Source organism: Mesorhizobium sp. M8A.F.Ca.ET.021.01.1.1, from assembly GCF_003998025.1.
Taxonomy (GTDB): domain Bacteria; phylum Pseudomonadota; class Alphaproteobacteria; order Rhizobiales; family Rhizobiaceae; genus Mesorhizobium.
In genome coordinates, this window is the sequence record NZ_RZSJ01000119.1 from 1 (window position 1) to 12,593 (window position 12,593).

Here is a 12,593-nt window from a genome sequence, read left to right on the forward strand (position 1 = left end):
GGCGGGGTGGTGACCAGGATTGTTCCCGCCAATGCGGTGGTGGTCGGAAATCCAGCCATCATCATCGGCTACCAGACCGGTCCGCAAATCCAGCCGACGGTGACGCAGACATTCCCCGATACGCCCGGCGAAAGAATGCCGCTTGGCATCGGCGGCAGCGAACTCTGGAGGCTGCCGCATTTTGGCGACCTGCGCGGCGAGATCGCACCGCTGGAGTTCGGTTCGAACCTGCCCTTCAAACCGGCGCGCTCCTTTCTGGTCTACGGTGTGCCTTCCGACAAGGTCAGGGGCGAGCACGCGCATCGCGAATGCCATCAATTCCTGATCGCGGCCCATGGCCGGCTTTCCGTTGTCCTCGACAACGGCCATGACAGAAAAGAGGTTTCTCTGGCCGAACCGTCGATCGGGCTCTATATGCCGCCGGGCATCTGGGGAATCCAGTACAAATTCCAGCCGGACACGGTCCTGCTGGTCATGGCCTCGCATCACTATGATGCGGGTGACTACATCAGGGACTATACGGATTTCCTCAGCGTAGTCAGACAGGACCGCCGTTGACCGAATGCGCGCAGACGCTGTCCGCTTCCTCGTCGCCGGTAGTCTCAACACAGCTTTGACCAGCCTCGTCTATTTTGCCGGCCTCGCTGTCCTGCCTTCAGGTCTTTCCTATGCAATTGCCTGGCTGGCAGGTCTGTTGTTCGTCATGGTGCTCTATCCCGAGCGTGTCTTTCCCGGAGGACGCACCGGCTTTGCCGATCGACTGGCACTGGGGGGCTCGATCATTGTCGTCTTCCTGATCGGATTGGCGAGTCTTCACTTTCTGCGGAGCATCCTGCAGAAGACCGCGGCCGCGTTCTTTATAACCCTTGCGATCACGACGATCCTCAACTTCCTGATTTCCCGATGGATACTTCGCAGGGCGCTCTGATCGAAGTTGTCGCGGCAGCATTTCGACCCTCCCATCATGACGACCGAGTGGAACATCGTGTCGCGGGGCAGGTTGCCGCAACGGCGCCGGCCTGCTGCTCCGAATTGTCCTGGATGAACCGCCGAGCATGAGATTCGGCGAAATACCGCTGCGCCTGCTGTCACCTGACCAACAGCCCTCATTGTCATCAGACAGCCATGCCTCACCGAGCTTGCCTGGCCATCCGCGGGCAAGCAAAGGTGAAACAGCAGCTGAACATGGAATGGTGCCCCTAGCCGGGATCGAACCAGCACTCCTTGCGGAACTCGATTTTGAGTCGAGCGCGTCTACCAATTCCGCCATAGGGGCTCAGGCCGGGCGGCCTGGATGGGCGCGGACTATACGGTCGGAGGCCTGTTCGTCAACTGGCCAATTCTCGGTATCGCACTGGATGCGACCAATCTTCGCCTTTCGATTTCGTGGCGATGCTGCCATTGTGCAGCGCGGAAAATCTTTCTAGACAGGCGGCGCCTCAAAGCGCGGCGTATCTGGAGACATGGGTGCGGCGCGGTTTTTGGGCCACATCCACTAGGAGAGCCGATGCTTCGCGGACTGTACGACTGGACCTTGTCACTGGCGGCCCGCAAATCCGCCGAATGGTGGCTGGCCTTCATCGCCTTCGTCGAAAGCTCGGTGTTCCTGGTGCCGGCCGACGTGCTCTATCTGCCGATGGCATTGTCGCGGCCGGACCGGGCCTATCGCTATGCCTTCATCGCCACCGTCGCTTCGGTACTGGGCGGCATTGCCGGCTGGTTCATCGGCCACTACGCCTATGACGCGGTGGCGCGGCCTATCCTCGAATTCTACGGCAAGTATGACGAGTTCGAACAGTTGCGCTCCTCCGCGGGCGTAAGCATCGAGTTCATCGCCCTGATGCTGGTCACCTCGGGTGCCGCGCATCTGCCGCCGATCAAGGTGGTGACGATCCTGTCCGGCGCGCTGGGCGTCAACCTGGCGCTATTCATCGTGCTGGCGATCATCGCGCGTGGCGGCCGCTTCCTGCTCCTGGCGTGGCTTTTGCGCCGCTATGGCGAGCCAATCCGCGAATTCATCGAAAAGCGCCTGGGCCTGATCGCCGGCGCCGCCGCGGTTGCCCTGATTTTGCTCTATATCCTGATCAAATACGTCGTCTGAGGCCCTCTCAAAACCGGTTGACGGTTTTGAGAGTGGCAGGCGGACCTGGCGGGCGGCGAACACAACGGACGATAGAACCATGACAGCGACCATGAATGCCGATACCGGACGCCAGCGGACACGCGCTGCCTTGTTTCTAGCGGTCGCGATGGCCGCGACCGTTGGCTCGGCGCTCGGCTTCCAGCATATCGGCGGCTACATCCCCTGCCATCTCTGTCTGGAACAGCGCACGCCGTATTACATCGGCGTGCCCTTGATGGTGCTGGCGGTGATCGCATCGATGCTGCGCGCACCGGCATGGGTGGCGCGCGGTCTGCTGGCCATCGGCGGCCTCTTGATGCTCTACGGCCTTTATCTTGGCGTCTATCACTCCGGCGTCGAATGGGCCTGGTGGCAGGGTCCGGCCGATTGCACGGCGGGCGCCGGCCCGGTCGACACCGGCGGCAAAGGCGTGCTCGACGCGCTCGACAAATTCGTGCCGCCCTCTTGCGACAAGGCGGCGCTGCGCATCCTTGGCCTGTCACTGGCCGGCTGGAACGCCATCGCCAGCCTGATCCTCGCCGCCGTCGCCTTCCGCGGCGCATTTTCCCGCGACTGACACGTCAGTGCCGTCGTGGCCTGGTGGAGACAAGGGCAATAGCGGACCGGGAGATAAGCGGAGATAAGTCTGCCAGATAGGCTCCCGCCTCAAGCCGTGTGCTGTCGTGGTGCGGCACCAAAGGTTCGACGAAAAGCGTGGCCAAATGCGCTTTGAGAGGTGTAGCCGACACTCGCCGCCACCTTGCCAACGCTCGAATAACGTTCGGCCAGCGCGGCCCGTGCGCGCGTCATTCGCCACCTGCGGACATAGGCGAGTGGTGCCTGTCCTACGCGATGGGTAAAGGCCGCCGAGAAGGCGGCCCGCGACATCCCGGCCACGCCGGCCAGATCGGCAACGGTCCACGGCCGCGCGATATCGGCATGAAAACATTGGATCGCTCGGCCAATGCGTGGATCCACCAACGCAGCAAGCCAACCGTGGGTCGTGTCCGAAGCCGATGCGAAAGTGCGGATCGCCTGGATCATAAGAACCTCGGCCAACCTGGCCGTGACGACGTCGTTTCCCATCGCGGGCTGCCCTGCTTCCGCGTCCAACAGACCCAGGACCGCCGTGATCGCCGCGGCTCCAGTCGACGTGCTGGGGATGTGCATGAACGCCGGCAGCATATCGAGGAGAAAGGCAGCATTCCCTCGCGTAAAAGAAATTCCACCGCCGAGCGCCACCGCGTCGTCACCCCCCAGGCGCACAAGGTCATTTCCTTCGGCGTACAGTGACGAACCGTCGATCGGCATCAGGGCGGGATTGCTCGCAACCACATATTCAGTGAAGCCGATCAAGCAGCAGTCGCCCGCCTCGATCCGCTGGGGAGCAACATTGGGCAGCAGGAGCCAGCTCACCCCACGCAGAACAGCGACGAATTTCAGGCGCTCTCGCGCGGGAAACGCCGACGCCCAGTCGCCGGAGCCCTCCAAGCGCGTCCTCCGGGTCGCCCGCGCATCGAGCACCGTAAGTACATCCGATAGCGGATCGAAGGTTCGAGACGATTGCGACAAACTCATGGCCATTCAAGCATAGCACGTCCAGCGCGCTTTACCCATCTCTGGTGAAAAGGAGATGAACATGAGCATTGTTGGCAAAGTGGTGGCGATCACCGGGGCGAGCAGCGGCATCGGCCGCGCGACCGCAATTCTCCTAGCGGAAGCGGGTGCGACGGTGGTGCTCGGCGCACGGCGCGAGGACGCCCTGGCGGAGGTCGCCCGGGATATTGCCGCGGTCGGAGGCAAGGTGGCCTACAAGGTGACCGACGTGACCGTTCGTGCCGATCTTGAGGCCCTCGTGGCACTCGCGGTGGACCGTGAAGGCGGGCTGGATGTCATAGTCAACAATGCCGGTATCAGCCCTATTTCGCGCTTTGATGCCCTGAGGGTCGAAGATTGGGACGCGATGATCGACGTAAACCTGCGTGGCACGCTGTACGGGATCGCCGCTGCGCTGCCGATCTTCGCACGCCAGCGCAGCGGACATGTCATCAACGTGGTATCGACGGCCGGCATCAAGATCGTGCCGACGATGGGGGTCTATGCCGCGACCAAGAATGCCGTTCGGACAGTCAGCGAGACCCTGCGGCAGGAAGCAGGACCGCATCTGCGAGTGACCGAGGTGTCGCCTGGTATGATCGCGACCAATCTCGCCGACTCGTTCACCGACATGGCGGTCAAGGAGACCATTGCGGCACGGATCGGGGCTATCGCCATCCCGCCTGCCGCGATCGCGCGGGGCATCGCATACGCCATCGATCAACCTGATGACGTGGATGTGGGCAGCATCGTCATCCGGCCGACCGCTCAGGATTGAACGCCCATGACACGATGCGGCGCTCGGTAGACACGCCAGTAGCTACTCAGACCCCAAAATCGGGGCGGCCAGCCATCCGAATGTCGAAAACTCAAGGCTCCAGTTCGACGTCCCAGTAGAGATAATCCATCCAGCTTTCATGCAGATGGTTGGGCGGGAACAGCCGGCCGTTGTTGTGCAGATCATGCACCGTCGGCTGGTAGGGCTTCTGCAGAGGAAACATCTTGGCATGCGCCGGCATCATGCCGCCCTTCCTCAGATTGCAAGGCGAACAGGCGGCGACGACGTTCTCCCATGTCGTCGCGCCGCCGCGATGACGGGGGATGACGTGGTCGAAGGTCAGGTCCTCGGGCGTGCCGCAATACTGGCACTGGAAGCGGTCGCGCAGGAAGACGTTGAAGCGGGTGAACGCCGGGTGCCTCGACGGCTTCACATAGGCCTTCAGGCTGACCACGCTCGGCAGCTTCATCGAGAAGGTCGGCGAGGACACCGCATGCTCGTATTCGGCGACGATGTTCACCCGGTCGAGGAATACCGCCTTGATGGCGTCCTGCCAGGACCAGAGCGACAAGGGGTAATAGCTGAGCGGACGGTAATCCGCATTCAGCACCAGCGCTGGAAGCCCATCCGGAGATACGGCAACCGTCACCTTGTTGACCTCCTTGGTTCGCACATGATCCCGAAAATCGAATTCGACTTTCGGAAAGGGTCACGTGCTGCTTCAAAAGCCCGACCGTTCGGCGCGGATACTGTAAGCCTGACATGACAGGGATGTGAAGCGGATTGTCGCGGGCGCGGCGTGCCAAAAACACATGATTTTTATGCTTTTTTGCGGATTCAGGCCGGCGGTGCGGCGTCTCGGCCCCTGGTTTCGCGATAATAGGACCAGAAAAGCCGCGATGCGACACCTCGCCACGGGCTCCATGATTCGGCCAAGGCGATCAGTGTTTTCTCAGGCGGGCGCGGGTCGATGCCGAGCGCGTGGCCGACGGCGCTCTGCAGGGCGACGTCACGCGCCGGGAAAATATCGGGGTGTCCGGCGGCAAACAACAGATAGACTTCCGACGTCCAGGGGCCGATACCAGGCACCGCTGTCATTGCCGCGATCGCTTCCCCGGCGTCGAGCGAACAGAGATGATGCAGGTCGAGGCCGTCGGCCACCGCTTGGGCGGCCGCGACAAGACCACGCTGCTTGGGCCGCGACAGGCCGGCCTCGCGAAACATGTCCTCGCCGGCGGCAAGGATAGCCCGCGGCGTTAGCGGATCGACCAATTTCGTCAGCCGGCCGAAGATGGCATCGGCACTCGCCCGGGAAACTTGCTGCGACACGATGATCGAGGCGAGGCTCCTGAACCCGGGCTCCGAAAGCCTGAGCGGCACCTCGCCGGCCATGCCGCGCACTTTTTCCAGGCGCGGATCGATGATGCAAAGCGCATCCAGTCCCCGTTCAACGTCGTCCAGTGTCGCGATGCGCTGCATGGTATCCTTGTCCGCGAATGTGCCGCAAAGTAGCAACCGCCAAAACCGCAGCACAACCCGATTGCCGCCCGAGACATGACGCTCCTGACATTCCGCTTCGCGCCCAGCCCCAATGGCGAACTGCATCTGGGCCACGCCTATTCGGCGTTGCTCAACCAGAAGCTGGCAAAGGCGTCAGGCGGCCGTCTGCTGCTGCGTATCGAGGATATCGACACCACGCGCTGCACGCCGGAGTTCGAGGCGGGCATGCTTGCCGACCTGAAATGGCTGGGGCTTGGCTGGCAAGAGCCGGTGCGCCGCCAGTCCGAGCATTTCGCGGAATACCGGACGGTGCTCGAGCGCCTGATCCGCGAGGAACTGGTCTATCCCGCCTTCATGAGCCGTGGCGAGATCAGGGCTTTCATCGCCGACAGCGAAATGCGCGGGCGCGACTGGCCGCGCGATCCCGACGGTGTGCCGCTCTATCCGCCAGCCGACAAGGCATTGCCGATGAAAGAACGCAGGCGGCGGATTGCCGAGAATACACCCTTCGCCTGGCGGCTGGACGTCGGCGCCGCCATGGCGCGTGCCGGCAACGACCTCGCATGGGCCGAATTCAGCGATGAGACGCTATCCGCGACGCACCTGGTCGAGGCCCGTCCGCAGGACTGGGGCGACGTGATCGTGGCGCGCCGCGACATCCCGACCAGCTACCACCTCGCCGTCATCGTCGACGACGCGCTGCAAGGCGTCAGCCATGTCCTGCGCGGACAGGACCTGTTTTCCGCGACCGGCGTGCAGCGACTGCTTCAGGAGATTCTGGGATTGCAGCCACCCGCCTATTTCCACCATCGGCTGGTCTTAGGGCCGGACGGCCGAAAACTGTCGAAGAGCCTTGGCGATACCGGACTTGCCGCCTTGCGTGATGCCGGCACGACGCCAGACGACATCAGGCGGACGATCGGGCTCTGAGCCCAGCAATCCTTGGGAGACACCTTTTTGAGCCCTTCACCCGTTGAATTCCGGTGATGTATGGATCAACGGTTTGGTTTTGCGCGCCAGGTTGAACAGGGTTAGAGCATCGCCACGGTCAATTCTCACCAGTACGGCGGTCTCCGGAAAAATGCACAGCATCAAGCGGTTCATCCCCGCCACCTTCGTTGTCTTGTGGGCAACCGGCTTCATCGGCGCCCGCTACGCCATGCCGTGGGCGGAGCCATTCACCTTCCTCGCGGCGCGTTTCGTCATAGCCGCCATCCTGCTGGCAGTGCTGATGCTTGTGCTGGGCTCGAAGCGAGCCACCCGCGAGGAGGCGCTGCATGCCACCGGTGCCGGCGTGCTGATGCATGGCGTCTATCTCGGCGCCGTCTTCTGGGCCATCCACAGGGGTATGCCCGCCGGATTTTCGGCCCTTATCGTCGGCTTGCAGCCGCTGATCACTGCGGTGCTTGCCGGCAAGTTCCTGGGCGAGGCCATTCTGCCGCGCCACTGGCTTGGCCTTGGCATCGGCCTGGTCGGCATCGTCATTGTGCTGTGGCCAAAACTCGGCGCGCTCGGCGGCGGCGTGACGGCGGCGACGCTGACCGCCTCGCTGGTCTCGGTGCTCGGCATGAGCGCCGGAACCATCTGGCAGAAGCGCTTTGCCTCCGGCGGCGACCTCGTCGCGGCCACCATGTGGCAATATATCGGCGGCGCCTCGCTGATGATCGTGGCCGCGCTCGCCTTCGAAACGCACGCCGTCGTCATCAACGGCGAACTGATCTTCGCCATGGCCTGGTTGGTGCTGGTGCTGTCGCTCGGCGCAATCTTCCTGTTGATGGTGATGATCCGCGACGGCGAGATGTCGAAAGTGGCCTCGTTATTCTACCTCGTGCCGGCGGTGACGGCCATCATCGCCTGGGCCCTGTTCAACGAACAGCTCAACGCACTTCAAATCGTCGGCATGGCGATCACCACCTTTGGCGTGGGCCTGGCAACGGCGCGACCGGCCAGGGGAGGAATTGAGGAATTGCAGAACTGAGGAATTGAGGAACTGAAGAATTGAAGAAGAAGTGCACGGCGCCGGATATGGCGCCTTTTTCTCCAATTCCTCAGTTCTTCAACTCCTCAATTCTTCATTTCCTCCGTTCTTCAATTCCGCCGGTCAACCCACCCGGGCACGCGCCTCCAGATAACGGCTGATCGCGGCGTTGAGCTCGCCGCCGAGGATGAAGATCGCCGAGACGATGTAGAGGAAAACCACCGCGATCATGATCGAGGCGAGACCGGCATAGGTCGTCACATAGGACGAGAAATGGTCGAGATAGGTGGCAAACATCGTCGAGCCGATAAGCCATGCCGCCAGCGTGAAGATGATGCCCGGCACCAGCGAGACGAAACGGCGCTTGCCGGCCGGCAGCCAGTAGTGAACGGCGAAGAGCCCGCCGATGATGACGGTCGAGGCAATGACGTAACGCCACAGCGTGATCGTGCCCGTATAGGGTTTGATCCACTCGAAATGGGCTTCAGCCAGCCGCGCCAACAGGGGCGCGAACACCAGAAGCACGCTGATCGCCAGGAACCCGGCGGTCGCGATCAGCACGAAGAAGATGCTCTGCACCCGGCGGTAGATGATGCCGCGCGTCTCGGTGACCCGATAGGCGCGGTTGAGTGACGTGCGCAGCGCCTCGATGCCGTTCGAGGCGAAATAGGCGGCAAGCAGCACGCCATAGGTCAACAGGTCGCTGCGCCTGACGGTCAGCACGTTGAGCACTTCATGCGCGATCGGTTTGGCGATCTGCTCGGGCCATGTGTCGAAGACCAGATGCACCGCCGTGTCGGCAAAGGCCTGGGCGCCGAGGAAGCTGCCCAGCGTCGTGGCGAAGATCAGGAACGGAAACAGCGCCATCAGCGAGGTGATCGCCAGATGGCTGGCCATCGCCCAGCCGTCATCGGTGTTGAAATGGCCGAGCGCGTCGTAGAGCACGCGACGCAGGGCGACAATATTCCGCAGCAAGAACGCGCGCTCCCTTCGATTGTCTCGACGCCGCGAATATGGGAAGGGAATGCGGCAAATGGCAACCCTTCGTCAAACTCCGAATTCTCCAGCGGCAGAGTTGCGCACCATCATCGTCACCGGTGCGTCTTCCGGCATAGGCGCCTATTGCGCCCGTGCATTGAAGGCCGAGGGCTGGCGGGTGTTCGCGACGGCGCGCAAGCCGCAAGACATCGCCGCGCTCGAAGCGGACGGAATTGAGGCTTTCTATCTCGACTACACGGAACCGGGATCCATCGCCGCCCTGGCATCGGCCGTACTCGAGCGCACCGGCGGCAAGCTCGATGCCCTGTTCAACAACGGCGCTTACGCCCAGGCCGGCGCCGTCGAGGATCTGTCCGTTGCGGCGCTCAAAGAGCAGTTCGAGGCCAATTTCTTCGGCTGGCACGACCTGACCCGCCGTCTGGTTCCGGTGATGCGCCGCCAGGGCCACGGCCGCCTCGTCCATTGCTCGTCGATCCTGGGTCTCGTGCCGGTGCGCTTCCGTGGCGCCTATTCGGCATCCAAGCACGCCTTGGAAGCCTTGATGCTCTGCCAGCGCCAGGAACTAACCGGCAGCGGCATCCATGTCTCGCTGATCGAGCCGGGGCCGGTGAAATCGAAGATCGCCAGCAATGGCTTGCCCTGGTTCCTCAGGAATATCGATCACGAGAATTCCGTGCATCGCGCCGACTATGCCGCGCAGCTGGAGCGCATGCGCGCCGGCGGCAGCCAATCGGCACTGAAGCCCGGGCCGGAAGTGGTCCACAAGGCGCTTCGCCATGCACTTCTGTCGCGGCACCCGCGCCCACACTATGTGGTAACAATGTCGGCCAGGATCGGGGCCGTGCTCAAACGCATCCTGCCGGCCTCGATGCTGCACCGCCTGCTCGCCCGGCGCGCTTGAACAAGAGAAGAACTGGAAACGCAAAATGGCCACCGTCTTCAACATCCTTGCCATTCTGGTCATGGCCGCCGTGGTGGTCGTGCTGATCAGGGGCCTCATCAACATGATGCGCGGCGGCTCCGGCGTGACGTCCAACAAGCTGATGCAGGCCCGCGTTCTGCTGCAGGCCGTGGCGCTGGCGCTGATCCTGCTGGCCGTGTATTTCACCCGCAAGTAAGGGCCTTTCGGAGGCGATGTGGTCAAGCTCAACAAGATCTACACCCGCACCGGAGACGACGGCACAACCGGCCTCGGCACTGGCGAACGGCGGCTGAAATCCGATCTCCGGGTGGACGCCTATGGCACGGTCGACGAAGCCAATGCCTGTATCGGCATGGCCCGCGTGCATACCGCACAGAGCCATCAGGCGATCGACGCCATGCTTGGTCGCATCCAGAACGACCTTTTCGACCTCGGCGCCGACCTCGCCGTGCCTGATGACGGCAAGCCGCTCGGCTACGAGCCGCTGCGCATCGTTGCCGCCCAGACCGACCGTGTCGAGCACGACATCGACCTCCTCAACAAAGACCTCCAGCCGCTGAAATCCTTCGTGCTGAACGGCGGCACGCCGGCGGCGGCCGCCCTCCATCTCGCCCGCACCGTGGCCAGGCGAGCCGAGCGGCTGATGGTGGCCCTGGCGCAGGACCCGGCCGAACACGTCAATCGCGACGGGCTGAAGTACATCAACCGCGTCTCGGATTTCCTGTTTGTCGCCGCTCGGGTGGTCAATGACAATGGAAATGCCGACGTGCTATGGGTTCCCGGCAAGAACCGCTGAAACGGACCGGAGGGCGGGAGGGGCCGACGACCGATGTTCATCCCGCTTTACGACACCAACAGGCTGCGCCATATCAGGCTGCAATATGTAACGATCGGGCTGATCGTCGCCAACGCCGTGATCTATTGCGCCACGGCGCTCGGCGGCAAGGACTTCACCAATGCCGCCGTGCTTGGCCTCGGCTTCATCCCCTCCGTCGTTCACGACACGGCCGAACTCGACCCCCGCTTTGTCATCATCCCCGAGAGCCTGAGCTACCTCACTTACTCCTTCCTGCATGCCGACATTTTCCATCTCGGCGGCAACATGCTGTTCCTTTGGGTGTTCGGCGACAATGTCGAGGACGCGCTCGGCCATATCAGATACCTGATCTTCTATTTCCTGTGCGCCATCGCCGGAGCCGCTTTCCAGGGGCTCATCGCCTGGGATTCACAAGTGCCGCTGATCGGCGCCTCGGGCGCCATTGCCGGCGTGGTCGTCGCCTACCTGATCCTCTATCCCAGGGTGAAGGTGTGGGTGCTTGCCTTTGCCCGCATCCCTTTGCGCATTCCAGCCTTCATCCCGCTCATACTGTGGGTGGCGTTCCAGGTCGTCATGTTCGCGGCCGGCGGCGAGGATCGGATCTCCTGGGCGTGCCACATCGGCGGCATCATTGCCGGCGCGGTCCTGGTGCTGGTCCTGCGCAGTCGCGGCGTGCCGCTGTTTGCCCCCGCCGACGAGGATGCCGTGGTTCCGACCCCCGAACAGCCGCCGGCCGTTGGCGAACCAGCGACGCCCCAAACGTCCGCCACCACGGCCCGCTGGGGCCGGGGAAACCCTCCTGGCCCAAACTGAACCGATTTGAGCAGCTTCCAGCGTATTGACGGCAAGGGTTGCCACAATTACGGAAACGTCTCCGTCGCAGCCCAAGGCGGGCAAAGACCAGAATTTCCATCCGGCCAGAATTCCGTCTGGCCGGAATTCAGTCAGGAATGTCGGCTTTCGACAACTCAGAAAGGGCGCAGGCTGCTATAGCGCGCCCAACTAGCGTGAAGAGGTGACAGGCAAATGAAGATCCTTGTGCCCGTGAAGCGGGTTGTGGACGCGAATGTGAAGGTTCGCGTGAAGGCCGATGGTTCGGCTGTGGAACTCGCCAACGTCAAGATGGCGATGAACCCGTTCGACGAGATCGCGGTCGAGGAAGCGATCCGGATCAAGGAAGCCGGCAAGGCCGAGGAGATCATCGTCGTGTCGATCGGCCCGCAGCAGGCGCAGGAAACACTGCGCACCGCGCTCGCCATGGGCGCCGACCGCGCCATCCTGGTCAAGACCGACGAGCAGACCGAGCCGCTCGGTGTCGCCAAGGTGCTGAAGGGCGTGGTCGATGCGGAGAAGCCAGGCCTTGTCATTCTCGGCAAGCAGGCGATCGACGACGATTCCAACCAGACCGGCCAGATGCTGGCCGCCCTGCTTGGCTGGGCCCAGGGCACCTTCGCGTCCAAGGTCGTGCTCGAGGGTGACCATGCCAAGGTGACGCGCGAAGTTGACGGCGGCTTGCAGACGGTGGAGTTGAAGATGCCGGTGATCGTCACCGCCGACCTTCGCCTCAACCAGCCGCGCTATGCCTCGCTGCCCAACATCATGAAGGCCAAGAAGAAGCCGCTGGACGAGAAGAGCCCGGCCGACTACGGCGCCGACGTCAAGCCGCGCCTGAAGGTCATCAAGACCGAGGAGCCGGGTGGCCGCAAGGCGGGCGTCAAGGTCAAGAGCGTCGCCGAGCTGGTCGACAAGCTCAAGAACGAAGCCGGCGTTTTGTAAGCGATCGGGAAAGGAACAGATAAAATGGCAATTCTCCTCATCGCCGAACACGACAACGCCACCCTTTCCGACCAGACCGCCAAGGCGCTTTCGGCCGCCCTGCAA

16 protein-coding genes and 1 tRNA gene are annotated in these 12,593 nt (G+C 62.8%); 12 read left to right on the top strand and 5 right to left on the bottom strand.

The annotated features are described in order from the left end of the window. The coding region (locus EOA36_RS12270) for an FdtA/QdtA family cupin domain-containing protein (protein WP_189553195.1) at positions 1 to 558 on the top strand (558 nt) is incomplete at its 5' end. 4 nt (positions 559 to 562) lie between these two features. Then, positions 563 to 928 carry a GtrA family protein gene (locus EOA36_RS12275; RefSeq protein ID WP_127277860.1) on the top strand — a complete coding sequence of 122 codons (366 nt, stop codon included), beginning with the start codon at positions 563 to 565 and terminating at the stop codon, positions 926 to 928. Positions 929 to 1,191: 263 nt separating this feature from the next. Here the strand turns inward: EOA36_RS12275 and EOA36_RS12280 are convergent. Beyond that, a tRNA-Leu gene (locus tag EOA36_RS12280) sits at positions 1,192 to 1,276 on the bottom strand. A gap of 231 nt (positions 1,277 to 1,507) precedes the next feature. Here EOA36_RS12280 and EOA36_RS12285 point away from each other — a divergent pair. Continuing rightward, positions 1,508 to 2,101, top strand: a complete 594-nt coding sequence (locus EOA36_RS12285; RefSeq protein WP_127277861.1) for a YqaA family protein — start codon at positions 1,508 to 1,510, stop codon at positions 2,099 to 2,101. Positions 2,102 to 2,180: 79 nt separating this feature from the next. Next, on the top strand, positions 2,181 to 2,699 hold the full coding sequence (locus tag EOA36_RS12290) for a disulfide bond formation protein B (RefSeq protein ID WP_127277862.1): 519 nt from the start codon (positions 2,181 to 2,183) through the stop codon (positions 2,697 to 2,699). 89 nt (positions 2,700 to 2,788) lie between these two features. Here the strand turns inward: EOA36_RS12290 and EOA36_RS12295 are convergent, their stop codons facing one another. After that, the gene (locus EOA36_RS12295; RefSeq protein WP_348629810.1) at positions 2,789 to 3,706 is read right to left on the bottom strand and encodes an AraC family transcriptional regulator; all 918 of its coding nucleotides are present in this window, start codon (positions 3,704 to 3,706) and stop codon (positions 2,789 to 2,791) included. A 55-nt stretch (positions 3,707 to 3,761) separates the two neighbouring features. Between EOA36_RS12295 and EOA36_RS12300 the strand changes: the two genes are divergently transcribed. Continuing rightward, positions 3,762 to 4,496, top strand: a complete 735-nt coding sequence (locus EOA36_RS12300; RefSeq protein ID WP_127277864.1) for an SDR family oxidoreductase — start codon at positions 3,762 to 3,764, stop codon at positions 4,494 to 4,496. 91 nt (positions 4,497 to 4,587) lie between these two features. Here EOA36_RS12300 and EOA36_RS12305 read toward each other — a convergent pair whose 3' ends face one another. Together EOA36_RS12305 and EOA36_RS12310 are read right to left on the bottom strand one after the other, a co-directional pair. Beyond that, a complete protein-coding gene (locus EOA36_RS12305; RefSeq protein WP_027031236.1) occupies positions 4,588 to 5,145 on the bottom strand; it encodes an HNH endonuclease in 558 nt (185 codons plus the stop codon). Positions 5,146 to 5,333: 188 nt separating this feature from the next. Further along, positions 5,334 to 5,975: a DNA-3-methyladenine glycosylase gene (locus EOA36_RS12310; protein WP_127277865.1), complete on the bottom strand. Its 642-nt coding sequence runs from the start codon at positions 5,973 to 5,975 to the stop codon at positions 5,334 to 5,336. A 75-nt stretch (positions 5,976 to 6,050) separates the two neighbouring features. Between EOA36_RS12310 and gluQRS the strand changes: the two genes are divergently transcribed. Both gluQRS and EOA36_RS12320 read left to right on the top strand, forming a co-directional pair. Next, positions 6,051 to 6,926: a tRNA glutamyl-Q(34) synthetase GluQRS gene (gene gluQRS, locus EOA36_RS12315; RefSeq protein ID WP_127277866.1), complete on the top strand. Its 876-nt coding sequence runs from the start codon at positions 6,051 to 6,053 to the stop codon at positions 6,924 to 6,926. Positions 6,927 to 7,077: 151 nt separating this feature from the next. Beyond that, the gene (locus EOA36_RS12320) at positions 7,078 to 7,974 is read left to right on the top strand and encodes a DMT family transporter (protein ID WP_127277867.1); all 897 of its coding nucleotides are present in this window, start codon (positions 7,078 to 7,080) and stop codon (positions 7,972 to 7,974) included. A gap of 123 nt (positions 7,975 to 8,097) precedes the next feature. Here the strand turns inward: EOA36_RS12320 and EOA36_RS12325 are convergent, their stop codons facing one another. Further along, complete coding sequence (locus EOA36_RS12325; RefSeq protein WP_127277868.1) at positions 8,098 to 8,949, bottom strand: YihY/virulence factor BrkB family protein; 852 nt, start codon at positions 8,947 to 8,949, stop codon at positions 8,098 to 8,100. A gap of 58 nt (positions 8,950 to 9,007) precedes the next feature. On the opposite strand from EOA36_RS12325, the gene EOA36_RS12330 reads away from it, so the two are divergent. The 5 genes from EOA36_RS12330 (at position 9,008) to EOA36_RS12350 (ending at position 12,488) form a co-directional block, all read left to right on the top strand. Then, positions 9,008 to 9,874 carry an SDR family oxidoreductase gene (locus EOA36_RS12330; protein WP_127277869.1) on the top strand — a complete coding sequence of 289 codons (867 nt, stop codon included), beginning with the start codon at positions 9,008 to 9,010 and terminating at the stop codon, positions 9,872 to 9,874. A gap of 25 nt (positions 9,875 to 9,899) precedes the next feature. After that, entirely contained in the window at positions 9,900 to 10,091 is a 192-nt protein-coding gene (locus EOA36_RS12335) for a twin transmembrane helix small protein (protein WP_127277870.1), read from the top strand. A gap of 18 nt (positions 10,092 to 10,109) precedes the next feature. After that, positions 10,110 to 10,691 (top strand): cob(I)yrinic acid a,c-diamide adenosyltransferase, encoded by a 582-nt coding sequence (locus EOA36_RS12340; protein ID WP_127277871.1) that lies wholly within the window; start codon positions 10,110 to 10,112, stop codon positions 10,689 to 10,691. 33 nt (positions 10,692 to 10,724) lie between these two features. Next, complete coding sequence (locus EOA36_RS12345) at positions 10,725 to 11,525, top strand: rhomboid family intramembrane serine protease (RefSeq protein ID WP_127277872.1); 801 nt, start codon at positions 10,725 to 10,727, stop codon at positions 11,523 to 11,525. Between the two features lie 213 nt (positions 11,526 to 11,738). Beyond that, positions 11,739 to 12,488, top strand: coding sequence for an electron transfer flavoprotein subunit beta/FixA family protein (locus tag EOA36_RS12350; RefSeq protein ID WP_127277873.1), 750 nt, complete (start codon positions 11,739 to 11,741; stop codon positions 12,486 to 12,488). The last annotated feature ends 105 nt before the right edge of the window (positions 12,489 to 12,593 follow it).